The sequence below is a fragment of the Mesorhizobium sp. Primo-A genome (assembly GCF_003997175.1).
Lineage (GTDB): Bacteria > Pseudomonadota > Alphaproteobacteria > Rhizobiales > Rhizobiaceae > Mesorhizobium > Mesorhizobium ciceri.
In genome coordinates, this window is record NZ_RZTG01000003.1 from 29,466 (window position 1) to 42,786 (window position 13,321).

18 protein-coding genes are annotated in these 13,321 nt (G+C 59.7%); 10 read left to right on the forward strand and 8 right to left on the reverse strand.

Annotated features, from left to right (window positions below; translation table 11 throughout):
* Positions 1–6 precede the first annotated feature (6 nt).
* The 5 genes from EOC83_RS05495 (at position 7) to EOC83_RS05515 (ending at position 3,698) form a co-directional block, all read left to right on the forward strand.
* Positions 7–723, forward strand: coding sequence for a Bax inhibitor-1/YccA family protein (locus EOC83_RS05495; protein WP_013531512.1), 717 nt, complete (start codon positions 7–9; stop codon positions 721–723).
* A 175-nt stretch (positions 724–898) separates the two neighbouring features.
* Complete coding sequence (locus EOC83_RS05500; protein ID WP_013531513.1) at positions 899–1,804, forward strand: aldose 1-epimerase family protein; 906 nt, start codon at positions 899–901, stop codon at positions 1,802–1,804.
* A complete protein-coding gene (locus tag EOC83_RS33160) occupies positions 1,794–2,264 on the forward strand; it encodes a hypothetical protein (protein WP_013531514.1) in 471 nt (156 codons plus the stop codon). Before EOC83_RS05500 ends, EOC83_RS33160 begins: the two co-directional genes overlap by 11 nt.
* 50 nt (positions 2,265–2,314) lie before the next feature.
* Positions 2,315–2,977 (forward strand): glutathione S-transferase family protein, encoded by a 663-nt coding sequence (locus EOC83_RS05510; RefSeq protein WP_063168038.1) that lies wholly within the window; start codon positions 2,315–2,317, stop codon positions 2,975–2,977.
* Between the two features lie 64 nt (positions 2,978–3,041).
* Entirely contained in the window at positions 3,042–3,698 is a 657-nt protein-coding gene (locus EOC83_RS05515) for a DUF1629 domain-containing protein (protein ID WP_013531516.1), read from the forward strand.
* Between the two features lie 2 nt (positions 3,699–3,700).
* On the opposite strand, the gene EOC83_RS05520 is transcribed toward EOC83_RS05515, so the two are convergent.
* Positions 3,701–4,612: an agmatinase gene (locus tag EOC83_RS05520; protein ID WP_063168037.1), complete on the reverse strand. Its 912-nt coding sequence runs from the start codon at positions 4,610–4,612 to the stop codon at positions 3,701–3,703.
* Between the two features lie 375 nt (positions 4,613–4,987).
* On the opposite strand from EOC83_RS05520, the gene EOC83_RS05525 reads away from it, so the two are divergent.
* Together EOC83_RS05525 and EOC83_RS05530 are read left to right on the forward strand one after the other, a co-directional pair.
* Positions 4,988–5,797 carry a nucleotidyltransferase family protein gene (locus EOC83_RS05525; protein ID WP_063168036.1) on the forward strand — a complete coding sequence of 270 codons (810 nt, stop codon included), beginning with the start codon at positions 4,988–4,990 and terminating at the stop codon, positions 5,795–5,797.
* Positions 5,790–6,539: a metallophosphoesterase gene (locus EOC83_RS05530; RefSeq protein ID WP_013531519.1), complete on the forward strand. Its 750-nt coding sequence runs from the start codon at positions 5,790–5,792 to the stop codon at positions 6,537–6,539. The genes EOC83_RS05525 and EOC83_RS05530 overlap by 8 nt, the downstream gene beginning before the upstream one ends.
* Positions 6,540–6,578: 39 nt before the next feature.
* Here the strand turns inward: EOC83_RS05530 and EOC83_RS05535 are convergent, their stop codons facing one another.
* From EOC83_RS05535 to EOC83_RS05550, 3 genes are all read right to left on the reverse strand, one after another.
* Entirely contained in the window at positions 6,579–6,764 is a 186-nt protein-coding gene (locus EOC83_RS05535; protein WP_013531520.1) for a hypothetical protein, read from the reverse strand.
* A 401-nt stretch (positions 6,765–7,165) separates the two neighbouring features.
* On the reverse strand, positions 7,166–8,356 hold the full coding sequence (locus EOC83_RS05545) for an NADH-quinone oxidoreductase subunit D (protein WP_063168035.1): 1,191 nt from the start codon (positions 8,354–8,356) through the stop codon (positions 7,166–7,168).
* A gap of 55 nt (positions 8,357–8,411) precedes the next feature.
* Positions 8,412–8,807 carry a hypothetical protein gene (locus tag EOC83_RS05550; RefSeq protein ID WP_013531523.1) on the reverse strand — a complete coding sequence of 132 codons (396 nt, stop codon included), beginning with the start codon at positions 8,805–8,807 and terminating at the stop codon, positions 8,412–8,414.
* Between the two features lie 251 nt (positions 8,808–9,058).
* On the opposite strand from EOC83_RS05550, the gene EOC83_RS05555 reads away from it, so the two are divergent.
* Together EOC83_RS05555 and EOC83_RS32765 are read left to right on the forward strand one after the other, a co-directional pair.
* Complete coding sequence (locus EOC83_RS05555; RefSeq protein WP_013531524.1) at positions 9,059–9,286, forward strand: hypothetical protein; 228 nt, start codon at positions 9,059–9,061, stop codon at positions 9,284–9,286.
* Entirely contained in the window at positions 9,283–9,576 is a 294-nt protein-coding gene (locus EOC83_RS32765) for a hypothetical protein (RefSeq protein WP_164745831.1), read from the forward strand. The genes EOC83_RS05555 and EOC83_RS32765 overlap by 4 nt, the downstream gene beginning before the upstream one ends.
* A gap of 55 nt (positions 9,577–9,631) precedes the next feature.
* Here the strand turns inward: EOC83_RS32765 and EOC83_RS05565 are convergent, their stop codons facing one another.
* Positions 9,632–11,539, reverse strand: coding sequence for a DUF4396 domain-containing protein (locus EOC83_RS05565; RefSeq protein WP_063168034.1), 1,908 nt, complete (start codon positions 11,537–11,539; stop codon positions 9,632–9,634).
* A 192-nt stretch (positions 11,540–11,731) separates the two neighbouring features.
* On the opposite strand from EOC83_RS05565, the gene EOC83_RS05570 reads away from it, so the two are divergent.
* Entirely contained in the window at positions 11,732–12,160 is a 429-nt protein-coding gene (locus EOC83_RS05570) for a hypothetical protein (protein WP_013531527.1), read from the forward strand.
* Positions 12,161–12,267: 107 nt separating this feature from the next.
* Here the strand turns inward: EOC83_RS05570 and EOC83_RS05575 are convergent, their stop codons facing one another.
* From EOC83_RS05575 to EOC83_RS05585, 3 genes are all read right to left on the reverse strand, one after another.
* Entirely contained in the window at positions 12,268–12,426 is a 159-nt protein-coding gene (locus EOC83_RS05575; protein WP_013531528.1) for a hypothetical protein, read from the reverse strand.
* 83 nt (positions 12,427–12,509) lie between these two features.
* Entirely contained in the window at positions 12,510–12,980 is a 471-nt protein-coding gene (locus EOC83_RS05580; protein WP_013531529.1) for a YbhB/YbcL family Raf kinase inhibitor-like protein, read from the reverse strand.
* Between the two features lie 47 nt (positions 12,981–13,027).
* On the reverse strand, positions 13,028–13,234 hold the full coding sequence (locus EOC83_RS05585) for a hypothetical protein (protein WP_013531530.1): 207 nt from the start codon (positions 13,232–13,234) through the stop codon (positions 13,028–13,030).
* Positions 13,235–13,321 lie beyond the last annotated feature (87 nt).

Sequence of the window (13,321 nt, forward strand, 5' to 3'; positions counted from 1 at the left end):
ACGCAAATGAACACCCCCAATCTGGGATATCGCGTCGCCGCCGGCGCCCAAACCGGAGCCGTCTTCGACGAGGGCCTGCGCCAGCATATGCTGCGCGTCTACAACTACATGGGTGTCGGCCTGGTGGTCACCGGCCTCGTCGCCTTCATGATCTCATCGACGCCGGCGCTCTACGTGCCGATCTTCTCCAGCCCGCTGAAATGGGTGGTGATGCTGGCACCGCTCGCCTTCGTCATGCTGTTCTCGTTCAAGATGCAGACCATGTCCGCGGCGAATGCCCAGGCGATGTTCTGGGCCTTCTGCGCGGTCATGGGCCTCTCGCTCGCCTCCGTGTTTCTGGTGTTCACCGGAACCAGCATCGCGCGCACCTTCTTCATCGCAGCCACCATGTTCGGCGCCACCAGCCTGTACGGCTACACGACAAAGCGCGACCTGACCCAGTTCTCGTCGTTCCTGATCATGGGCCTGATCGGCGTGGTGATCGCCAGCATCGTCAACATCTTCCTCGGCTCGACCGCGCTGCAGTTCGCCATCTCGGTGATCGGCATCGCCGTGTTCATCGGCCTGACCGCCTGGGACACGCAGACGATCAAGGAACAGTATGCCGAGAATTTCGACGCGGAATCGCGCCAGAAACTTGCCGTCTTCGGCGCCTTCTCGCTCTATCTGAACTTCATCAACATCTTCCAGCTGCTGCTGAATTTCACCGGCGAACGCGAATAACGACTATCCGCTGTGGGCAAGAGCGAGGGTTATTGCTCTTGATGCGGAGAGGTGGCCGGAGGGAGATCCTCCGGCCACAATTCGTTCCTGCAGAACCAGGCTGCACCTTGAGTCCCGAAGCGCTTTTGCTAGTCTGCCCACCGCGCCGGCCTTCAACAACGACCCGCGAGGAAATGTGGCACAGGACAGCCAAACGCTTCATGGCGACGGTATCTCGGCGACCATCGTTGCGCAGGGCGCCGAACTGATTTCGCTGCAAGATGTGCGCGGATTCGAATTCCTGTGGCAGGCGGGGCCGGAATGGCGGCGTCACTCGCCGGTGCTGTTCCCGATCGTAGGGCGGCTGGCGGGCGATCATCTGCGCCATCGCGGCCGGACCTATCCAATGACGCAGCACGGGTTCGCGCGCGACAAGCCGTTTGCCTGGGCGCGGAAGGGACCGCGATCCTGCACGCTGGTGCTTGCCGACGACGCCGACACCCGGGCGCGCTATCCGTTCGCCTTTCGGCTTGAAGTGACCTACACGCTGGTCCGCCAGCAGCTTGATGTGACTTTCGACATCACCAACACCGGCGATGAGCCGCTGCCGGCATCGATCGGGGCGCACCCGGCATTCAATTGGCCCTTGCAGCCGGATCTGGCCAAGACGGATTACCGGCTGATCTTTGCCCACGATGAACCGGCGCCGATCCGCCGCCTTAAGGACGGACTGCTGCTGAAAACGCCGCAGCCGACGCCTGTCGAAGGCAACATACTCCCGCTCTCCGAGCGGTTGTTCGACGAGGACGCGGTGATCATGGACCAGCCCGCCAGCTCCAGCGTGCGTTATGCCGCCGAGCGTGGCCCGGCGATCGAGATGTCCTGGCAAGGGGTTCGGGAGTTGGGCGTCTGGTCAAAGCCGGGCGGCGCGCCGTTCCTGTGCATCGAACCCTGGCACGGCCTTGCAAGCCCGGTGGATTTCGATGGTGATTTTGTCGACAAACCAGGCCTGATGCTGATCGCGCCGGGTGCAAGTCGCGTGATGAGCTATCAGGTACGTCTGCTGCCAATAGCCAATTGGAGTGCGCTCAGTGAATTCTGAAACGATCGAGATCTACCATCCACGTGGTGTTTCAAATTTGGGCCAATGGGACATTGGTGGTCTCAAGCTCAAAGTCTATGGTCTCGTCGCAGACAACAGAAAGATCGACGAACCCATGGCGACTCTGGCGCAGTCATTCGTGCGACAGGAGGTTCTGCCGCGTGTGGCGGACGAGGGTGACGAGAATGGCATGGGCTTTGTGATCATTCATCCTGGTGAGCTCGGTGTGTCCATCTTAGCTCACTGGTGGATACAGGGTTCGGTGCTTTGTCAGCACATCTATCGGAAGCTGTATTCCGCAACCGAACCGATGGACACGGTTAAGAGACCTGTTATTGCCTGTGTTTGGGAATTGGCTCTGATGAATGCCGAGCAGGAAGCTTGGCGAAAAACGATGATGAAAGGCGAGCCCAATCCATTGGGATACATGGGCGCTTGGGCTGACTTCGAAGCTGCATAGAGGCTGCTCATGATCGACTATTGCGTGGTCGCCCAGATCGTCGGTGCCCAATGAAGCTGTACTTCAGCCGCAATCCCAATCCTCGATTGGCGGTCGCGATCGCACGCTATCTCGAAACGAAACTGGACTTCGAATTCGCCTCGCCATTCGCTGCCGGGCAAATGGAGAAATTTCGCCGGTTAAATCCCAACCTCTCACTGCCCATCCTTGTGGATGATGAGGGAAAGAGCCTCTGGGAGGCAGACGCCATAGCCTGCAGGCTGTCGCGCCACGCGCATTCGGATTTCTGGCGCACCGGCGATGACGAACCTGAGATGATCCGGTGGCTCAGCTGGGGCAAGGAGCACTTCGCACTCGCTTGCGACACGGTGCATTTCGAACGTGGGACGAAACAGCGGTACGGCATCGGCCCGATCGATCAGAAGCGGGTGGAGGAGGGCCTGAACCAATTCCATACGGCTGCGGCAATACTCGACGCCGTGCTTGCCGAGCGGCAGTGGCTGGTCGGCAATTCGGTTTCCTATGCCGATTTTCGAATGGCGACCTTCCTACCGTTCAACGACGCCGCCAGACTGCCGCTCGACGATTATCCCTCTGTCAGCCGCTGGTACCGTCGACTTGAAGACATCGACGCCTGGCGTGACCCTTTCAAAGGGATGGATGCACCCGAATTGCCGCCGGTGCCGCAAATGGCCGTCGCGGATCAGCGGTGAGAACGCGCGCGAAGAGCAGCGCAGCAGGCCGAGCCTACCAAGGCGATGATGTGCGGGGGACCGGATGAATATCTATGTCCTGAGCGTGATCGAAGGACAGGAATGGGTCCTTCCTCGGCAGGCGGACGACTACCAGCTGTTTTCGACGCTCTGCGGCCGGAAGCAGACACAATGGCATCCGCCCAGGATGGAGATCCTGCGCGAACACGACGACGGTACGCTCCGGCAATATTCAGATTTTCCATGGCTTGGCGAGCATGTGCTCATCCTGCGAGCGAGGGCGTCGAAGTTGCTTCGGCCAACCCTCCAACCATACGGTGAATTCCTGCCGCTTCCTGCTGACGAGCCAATATCGCTCTTCAATGTCACCACCGTGATCGATGCACTGGACGAGGAACGTTCAAAGATCGTTCGCTTTGACGATGGCGGCGTCATGGTGATCGAAAGCCTCGTCCTTCGAGCGGACGCAATCGGCGGTACCGAGATATTCAAGCTGCCCGAGCGTGCCGACGGGGTGCGAACATCCGATATTTATCTGCAGGAGACGATCGTACGCCGGATCGGGGAGCTTGGGCTCAAGGGCATTGCTTTCAACCTGGTCTGGAGCGACGAGCCGGTCGGACGAGGCAGGATCGAATACCCAGGTGTCAAAAAGGGCATTTCAACCGCAAGCTCGCTCACGCGCCTTTGGGCCGCTCTGCGGCGAAGAGCGGGATTTTGACATCAAACCTGCCGGACGACGGTGCCGACCACATTGACAAGAAGGCGCGCGGCGGTCAGCGCTGACAGGCCGTCAATATCGGCCGGAGGATAGAACTCGACAAGGTCGAATCCTGCGATCCTGGCCCGTTTGCCGAGGCCGGCGATCAGGTCGATTACCTGCGTGTAGGTGAGGCCGCCGGGTGTACGCGCCGCCACGCCCGGCATGATGCTTGGATCAAGGCTGTCGCAGTCGAGGGTGACGACGACCCGCGCGGCTTCCGGAATATGCCGGAGCGCGGCTTCGACGCCCTGGGCATGAACCTCGCGGGCGGTCACGAAGCGGCTGCCATAGCGCCGGGCTGCTTCGATTTCGGCGATGCGCGCGCTGCCGACGCTGCGCAGACCGACCTGCACCATGCCGGCGACATGCGGCATCTCGCTTGCCCTGCGCATCGGGCTCGAATAGCCGTGGCGTTCGCCATGAACCTCGTCGCGCCAGTCTATATGGGCGTCGACCTGCAGGACCCAGACCGGCCCGTGCTCTGCAAAGCCGGCGAGGAAGGGAATGGTCATGGAACAGTCGCCGCCGATCAGGATCGGCACAGCCGGCAACGTCAGGATCTCGCGCGTTTTTGCCTCGATCCTGGCCCGGTTGCCGGCATTGTCATGCATGGTGGTCAAGATATCGCCGGCGTCGACGCAAGAGTCCGGCTTGCCGTCGAACAGCGGGCCGCCAAGATCGAAATCCCAGTGCTCGACGAACGCGGCATCGTCCTGGCTGGCAGCACGGATGGCGTTGGCGGCCAAGGCATAGCCGCTGCTGTCCTTGCCGGGATAGGTGCTGCCGTGACCGGCCCCGAAGATCACCGCACGAGGCACGCGGCTATCTGCAAGACGGTCGGGAAAGCCGAGAAAGGGAGGCGAGGGGGTCATGCCTTGATGGTCCTGATGATGGCTTGGCGCACGCCGATCGGGGTGCGGTTAGATCAAGCGCCTCGGCTTCAGCTTTGTACCCGATTGGGTAAGCCCAATAAACTCTAAAACGATCGAGATCGAGCACCCACGGGGTGTTTCAAATTTGGGCCAATGGGACATTGGCGGCGGCATGGGCCGATTCCGAGGCGACATAGAGACTTGCGCGCCGGCGATGACGTTGGGCCGGGCTTGGATCGGCAGGCGCGATCCCGAAATTTCCAGTACGTGACGAGAATGAACCTTTGGCTGGCCGCCCGGTAGCGGAACCAGGCGGGGTTCACGTTGTTACCACAGCGGGCGACTGCCGGTTGCCGGATTCGGAGTCATCGTTTCATGACCAATGGCCCATTGCCTGAAAACGTTCTGGTCTCGCTTCCCATGATTGACGCAAAGGCGGCGCCGACGCTCAAAAATGCCGAGGCGGAGGTATTTTATACCGAAGCAATCCGCGAGCTTGCCGCCACCGACATTCCCTTTCTGGTCGCCGGGACCTACGCGGTAAGCGCCTATACGGGTGTCACCCGCCAGACCAAGGACCTCGATATCTTCTGCAAGGCAGGCGACTACGCGCGGATCCTCGCCCATTTCAAGCAGCTTGGATATGCCGTCGAAATCGAGGACGACCGGTGGCTCGGCAAGGTGTTCAAGGGCACGCATTTCTTCGACGTCATCTTCGGCTCGGCCAACGGCACGGTGCCTGTTGGCGACCTGTGGCTGGAACACGCCCGCCAAACCGAGCTGTTGGGCAGCAGGGTGCGGATCATCGGCCCGACCGAACTCATCTGGTCCAAATGCTTTATCCAGGACAGAGGGCGACACGACGGCGCCGATATCGCTCATACGATTCTCAAGGCGGGCGATCAGATCGATTGGCACCGGCTGCTTTCTTATCTGGAGGTTCATTGGGAGGTTCTGTTGATGCAGCTTATCAATTTCAGATGGATCTATCCGAGCGAGCGGGATCATATCCCGGCCTGGTTGCTCGATGAATTGCTCGACCGCCTCGCCAAGCAACGGCAATTGCCGTCTCCAAGGATGAAGATCTGCCGTGGGCGGCTGCTTTCGCAAACCGACTACGAGATCGACGTCAAGGAATGGGGCTTCGCCGGCGTCGGTGGTGTGGGAGAATTCCGTGATGGCTGATCCCGTCAAGAGCAGCGCGCCCAAGGACGGCGCACGCGCGCTCAAAGTTGCCGCGGTCGGGGATCTCCATGTGCGGGAAGATGCACAAAACTCGTATCGAGACCTCTTCGGCGAGATATCGAGCGAAGCGGACATTCTCGTTCTCACGGGAGATCTGACCAATCTCGGCAAGCCTCGTGAAGCGGAGATGCTGGCCGAGGATCTGCGCAACTGCTCGATCCCGGTTGTGGCAGTCCTCGGCAATCATGACTACGAGTCCGGTGCGGTGGAAGACGTCACGAAGATCCTGCGGCAGGCGCATGTTCACCTCCTCGACGGGCAGACAGTCGAAATCGAGGAGGTCGGTTTTGTCGGCGTGAAGGGATTCATAGGCGGCTTCGGGTCACGCATGCTCGGCTCATTCGGGGAACCGGCGATCAAGACGATGGTCGCGGAAAGCGTGAACGAGGCAATGCGACTTGAAAATGCGATGCGCCAGGTGCGGGCCAAGCGCACGCTGGTGATCCTTCACTACGCGCCGATTGCCGACACCGTCGCGGGAGAACCGCTGGAAATATTTCCGTTTCTGGGCTCTTCACGTCTGGCCGAAACGATCGATCGATTCCAGGTCAGTGCTGTCGTGCACGGTCATGCACATCGCGGTTCTTACGAAGGCCAAACGCCTGGCGGAGCCAAGGTCTACAACGTCGCCATGCATGTGGCCAAACCTGGCGGCCGCCCCTACGCCTTGCTGGAAATCTGATGCCAACGGCTTGCGCCGTCGATGCCCATTGGCCTGGACTCAGTTGGTGGCGTTGATCGACCTCGCCAACTCTTCCAGCTTCCGCGGATCGTTGCCGTGACGGCGCACCAGTTCGCGTGCCTGCCTTGACGGCAAATCGGTCGTGGCGGCCAGCTGTCGCACCTGCTGATCGTCGATGGCGACCTGCGGCAATGTATGGTCGATATCTCCTGACTTGTCCTTCATCACGCTTCTCCTTGGTCGATTTCGACGACAACGGCTCGAAAATCCGACCGGTTCCGAACGATCTGCAACTTTTGCGCCGGCATCCGTGGGCGGACCAACGTGCGCCTGCCTTGAGGGCGCAACGATCTCGATGGCTGTATTCTGCCAGGAACCATGCCACGGCGGACGAGTTGTTCCGACTGAACGGAGATAGTTAGATGCCACAGCCAAGACAGCCAGACCCAAATCGCGATATGCCCGTGCCGCCTCCAACATGGAAGCCGGAGCCGATCGAGGAACCCGAACCGGAAACGCTTCCGGACGAGACTCCGCTGCCCAACCCCGACGAGAATGAAGAGCCTCCCGTCCACGCATGAGAGGGAATTTCTGCATCGCGGGGCAAGCGCGCAACCTGCCGAGGACTAACGATCTATCTCGCCAAACACGATGTCGAGCGACCCGATGATCGCGGCAACGTCGGCGATCATGTGCCCTCGAGACAGGAAATCCATCGCCTGCAGATGGGCGAAAGATGGCGCACGTATTTTGCACCGGTAAGGGACGTTGCCCCCGTCAGAAACCAGATAAACGCCGAATTCTCCCTTTGGCGCTTCAACCGCGGCGTAGACTTCTCCCGCCGGCACGCGATGCCCCTCGGTATAAAGTTTGAAATGCTGGATGGTCGCTTCCATAGAGCGTTTCATCGTGGCGCGCCGCGGCGGCGTGATCTTCTGGTTCGGAATCGCGACCGGCCCCTGGCCTTCGGATGACCGCAGTTTTTCCAGGCATTGCTTCATGATCCGCACCGACTGGCGCATCTCCTCCATACGGACGAGATAACGGTCATAGCAGTCTCCGTTCTTGCCGACGGGGATGTCGAAATCCATGTCAGGGTAACATTCGTATGGCTGTGCCTTGCGCAAATCCCATGCCGCGCCCGATCCGCGTACCATCACGCCGGAAAATCCCCAGCGCCAGGCATCATCCAGCCCGATCACACCAACATCGACATTGCGCTGCTTGAAGATGCGGCTGCCGGTGAGCAGATCGTCGAGGTTGTCACAGACTTTGAGGAACGGATCGCAGAAAGCCCAGATGTCGTCGAGAAGCTTCGCAGGCAAATCCTGGTGCACGCCGCCGATTCTGAAGTAATTCGCATGCATGCGAGCGCCGGAGGCGCGCTCGTAAAAGACCATCAGCTTCTCGCGCTCCGCAAATCCCCAAAGCGGCGGCGTCAGGGCGCCGATATCCATGGCCTGGGTCGTGACATTGAGGAGATGCGACAGAAGCCGGCCAATTTCGCAAAAAAGAACACGGACAAGCTGCCCACGCTTTGGAACTGTTATGTCGAGCAGTTTTTCGGCGGCGAGGCAGAACGCATGCTCCTGGTTCATCGGCGCGACATAGTCGAGCCGATCGAAATAGGGCAGCGCTTGCAAATAGTTCTTGTGCTCTATGAGTTTTTCGGTGCCTCGATGGAGCAAGCCAATATGCGGATCGGCACGCTCGACGATCTCGCCGTCCAGTTCGAGCACCAACCGAAGAACACCATGGGCGGAGGGATGCTGTGGCCCGAAATTGATGGTGAAGTTGCGAACGGCGGCTTCGACCATTGCTGCTCTCCGCGACTGCATTTCGTCGATTCAGTGATGCGTATGGTTCGATGCCTCAAGTCGTCGTCTGAATGATCAGCGTCAGCGTGCCATCGCCATCTATGTTTGCAGCGACAACCTGCGAGGAATTGAGCCCATTCGCTCTCAAAGCCGACGTCGCCTGAGGTGAGGCATCGACGGAGCTTTGCAGGCGAAGCAAATCTTCGGCGCTGGTCTGGTTAATCACGGCATCGGCCTGCGCCTTGATTTCGTCCGGCAAATCCTCGACGGCGACAATGGCGACGCCGGTGAAATTCAAACCGGCAGAGCCTGGATCGGGCGGCGCCAGCTCCGGCTGCGCTTCGCCCTGCGGTGGCGTCACCTGGGGAAGCTGCGGTCCGATAGTTTGGGCGTAGACGGGCTGAATGGTGACCGCCCCGGAAAGCGCGACAGCTATCGTCAACATGCGCATGGTCGCTCCTTGCATTCTTCGAGGGAGATTTTGAAGAAACCCCCATGCTGAGCGATGGTTCCGCAAGGCCGGTCCCACCGGGCGATTTCGCCCCAACTCACCCCAGAGAGACGCCGAAAACCCTGGCCAAGGCGTTCGTCACACGGCTGTCTCCAACCGGTTGGGTAGCTCCGTACGGAATCGTACCATCGATTGATCTGCACCTTGGACAGGATCAAAATGAAGCTGAGGTGACCATGGGAGGGAGCCGCATGAGCATCGCCAGATGGGCAATAAGACCTGTCGGTACCGCCAAGGCGTTTCTGGCAGAAGAGCTTCGAAGTGCGCGATACGGCGACATCGTTTCGGTCAAAGCGGCGATAGAGGCCGCTCGCAGGGACGCGCCTTATTTGCAGGATACAGATGATGAATTGATGGAGACGATCATCGAGCTGGCACGGGAACTGGGTCTGGCCGTCCTTTTTGACTCTCGCGATTGACCGATGAGCCATGGTCGATGCGATTTGGTACGAAATCGACAATTGGCTCATGGTCGAAAATGCGCAATCATTGGGAAATGGGACGACGGCTGGACGACAAACTCGATTGCAAGGCTTGTGGGACCATCCAAATGGACATTCCCGACGACGCCAACGAGTCGACGCCAATTCATTGCAGCAATTGCGGCGCCTTTCTCGGCGAATGGGGTGAATTGCAGGATGATTTCTATCGCCAGGCTCGCGGTACCGAAGCATTCGACTTGCGCAACGGAACCATTATCAAGAAGTAGCGCGCAACAACGCGCCCCCCGATGACACAGGTAAATCCACAGGGGGGTGGCAGATTTAACCGACGTCGATCACGACCATCAGCCCGCCGCCGCCCTTTTCCTCGACATTGTTGTTCGTCGTGTGATGCGGGATGTGGCAATGGATGAGCCACTTGCCGGGACGCCGTGCCTTCCAGACGACGTCATAGCGCTGTCCTGGCCCGACATTGATCGTATCGGCCAGAAAGCGCGCCGAGGGAGGAAGCGTCTCACCGTCACGAGCGACGACCTCGAAGGGTCCGCCATGGATATGCATGGGATGGACGAAGCCATTATTGGTGCCGATGAAACGCACCTTCAGCGTCTCGCCCACCTTCATGGGGATGGCGTCGGTTGCGGGATAGGCCTTGCCGTTGATGGTGAAGAAGTTCGGCATACCGCCTTCCATCGGCATCGAAGGATAGGTCAGTCCATCGCGCACCAGCCATTCCTGAAGTTCGATCACATAGTCGTGGTCAGCCTGAACCTCGTCGGCGGGATTGGCAGGGTCGATGATCAGCGCCCCATAGAGCCCCAGCGCCTGGGTACGGTCCGGCTTGGCATGCGGATGATAGAAATAGGTCCCGTGCTGGGTCGCGGTGAATTCGTAGGAATAGGATTGCCCAGGCTCGATCGGCGGCTGGGTGATCTCGGCGGGCCCATCCATCTGGTTCGGCAGGATCATGCCGTGCCAATGCACCGTGGTCTCCTCAGGCAGGTCATTGGTGACGTCGATGCGAACCTTATCGCCCTGGCGAATGTGGATGCGCGGACCGGGGATCTGGCCGTTGTAGGCATAGGCGTCGACCGCGACATTGGGCAGGATCTGCCAGCGGACCACTGAGGGCCTGAGGTCGAACACCTTGACGCCGTTCTCCAGGCGGAATGGCAGTTCCTGGTCGCCTTTGGCGGCAAGGCCATAGGATGCCGTGACGCGATGCGGATTGGTTGCAGCCATGTCACGCATGGCTTCCGCCGGCGTGTCGCGGCCCATGATCATGCCTTGCGGCATGATCGCCCCGCCGACGTCACGTGCCGAAAGCGTCAGGTTCAGCCAGTTCGCCGGTGCGGCCATGCCAATCGCCAGCGCCAGCACCGAGACCATGCCGAGGGCTGCTATCTGCGGCGTCGTGGCGTCCGTCTCCATCTGATGGCCGTTGCGTTTGGATTTGTGGGATGTGTTGGCGTGGCCTTGTCGTCGATCATCGCCGGCGCGGGCATGATGCGTAGCGTGCTGTTGCTGGGCGGTCGGCTCTCGACTGCTCATTTCGGCCGCCTCCGGGCGCTGCGTCATCAACCCGTGCTTCAGTCCGCGGGCGACCAGCCAGACATTGGCGGGATAAGCAAGTGTGAAGCCGGCAATGACGCCGATCGACATCACGCCCCAGAACAAGAGCTCGGTCGGCTCCATCGCGCGCATGTCGCGCCCCATCATCAGGAAGCTCATGACGGGCGCCATGCCGGCCATCATGAAATTCATCGAGATGAACTCGGGCAGGAAGCTCTTGCGCACATTCTCCCAGTAGGTGCCGCCCATCATCGATTTCATGAACAGCGACTGGAAGATGAACAGGCCGAAGGCGAAACCCGCCAGATATTCGACGATGAGGTCGAGCCACATAGGCAGGCCAAGCGTTGCCGTGATGACCGCCGCGAGAATGATGCCGGTTGCATCGCCGGCAACGCAGTGGATGGTCGAACCGACGCCCTGCTTCCATAGCGGCCTGGTGAAGTCTTCATGCTCGCCCGGTCGTGGCTCCTTGTCTGCAAGCACATAAAGCAGCAGCCCCAATGGACCCATATAGAGGGTCACCAGGATGAAACCCCATTTCATCACCACCGGTTCGGGATTGTTGCGGTATTGATCGAAGCCGACATAGAGCGTCGAGGCGGCGGCAAGAGCGAACCAGACGGCAAGGAAATAGTCGATTGGCTGGATGAACATGGATGCATCCCGTCGCGGATCAGCGGTTTGTCACAAGCAGCCCCCGCCAATGAACGCAGAACGTGTGTTTATGATCCCGCCGGCCCAATCCGGTTGTGTCGAATTCTCCAGCCTGGCGCTCTTGTCGAAGCATTACGGCGCGGTAATTCCCTTGAAGGCGTGGGCGCTTCGCTGCCTCAACAGGAGCTGGCCATGAAACATCAAACACTCGACCAACTGCATGCCGTCGCCAAGATTGAATCGTCGGCTGCATATTCCGCAATGACACGAAATCAGCGCATAGAGCGCTGGGCTGAACTGCTGGAGCGTAATCCCGAGCGATGCCTTGGCGCGTTTGCAGGCACCGAACATCTGCACCCCGAAGCACGTGCAATGATGCGGGGCGAGGGAACCGCAATTTCGGTTGCTTTCGAAGATCCAGTGCTGCGCGCATCGGGTTTGAAAGACGATACCTACGGCGAGGCAAAGCGCTTTTTCGAGCTGAACGACTGGCAGTTGCACGACATCGTCTGCGATTGCCACGTCGGCTCAACCATGAAAGCGCGCTGGGCTGCGACGCGAGTCCGCTCAGCCGTCAGCGGCAGGTTCTTTGCGTGGTTGCGGCAAAGGATAATGCGCTGACCCAGTTGGGGATCGTCGTCGCCCGCTGCGGCTTACGATCCCCTGTCTTGCCGATTGGATGTCTTGCCGATTGGATGTCTTGCCGATTGGATATCTTGCGATGCGGATCAACGCTTGTCCTGGTATAGCCGGTCGGTCGCCCGGTCGCTTTCCCTTCGTTCGGCGGGCCCACGCCGGCGGCGTGCGATAACGGCATAGGCCAACAGCACGATCAGCAACAATGGGCCGCCGGCAACGACGACCAACCACATGATATCTCCAAACATGGCGGCATCTCCTTTCCCAGACAACCGGCAAGGAGGAGAACCGTTCCGCGCAGCAGCAGGGTAATGCCACCTCGGTCATCAACTTACGGATTGCGTTCGTAGGTTCCGATGAGTTCTGCCTGCTCGAGCGAGTGTTTCTGCGCCTCCCGCCAGATGCGCTCGACGCCTGCGCTGGCCGGAATGGCAAGGCTCGGCGTGTCGAGCGCGGCCAGCCGGAAATGGTAATGGTGGACGCCATGTCCGACCGGGGGTTCAGGGCCGTCGTAATAGGCGTTGCCAAAATCATTTGTTGCTTGCCTAAGGGCACCGGGACCTGGCTTGCCGCTTTCCGCCTCGGGAAGTTCCCTTGTCTCCGCGGAGATGTTGAATACCGCCCAATGACCAAACGTTCCGCTCGGCGCATCAGGATCCTGAACGACGAGAACGAGGCTTTTGGCGTCGTCCGGTACTCCAGACCATTTCAGCGGCGGCGATACGTTTTTGCCGTCTCGTGTATATCTTTCGGGAATTGGTCCGCCTTCGGCAAAGGCGGCGCTGCTGAGGGCAAGTGGCATGGTTCACTCCTTCCGGGGAAGTTGATCGCAGCGATGCCAACGGCATGCTATTTGTTGGTCCGCATCTTTTGTCTTGGATCGATCCCGCCAGCAGCGGTCGTGTCGTTCTCGACATCGCCTTCGACCGTGTTCTCGCCTTCAAGCTCGAACTCTTCGCCTTCCTTGATCGTTCCCTTGGAAGTCCCGATACCAGGATTGTTCGCCAAGTCGGCATCGCTCGGTTTTTTCCATTTCGGATGTTTGGTTCCGGTCATGAGAAAACTCCTTCGACGGGATTTCAGTTTAAAAATGCAAGCCAGATGGGCCGTTCCGGTTCCAGGGCTCTGCTTCATCGGCTCGCC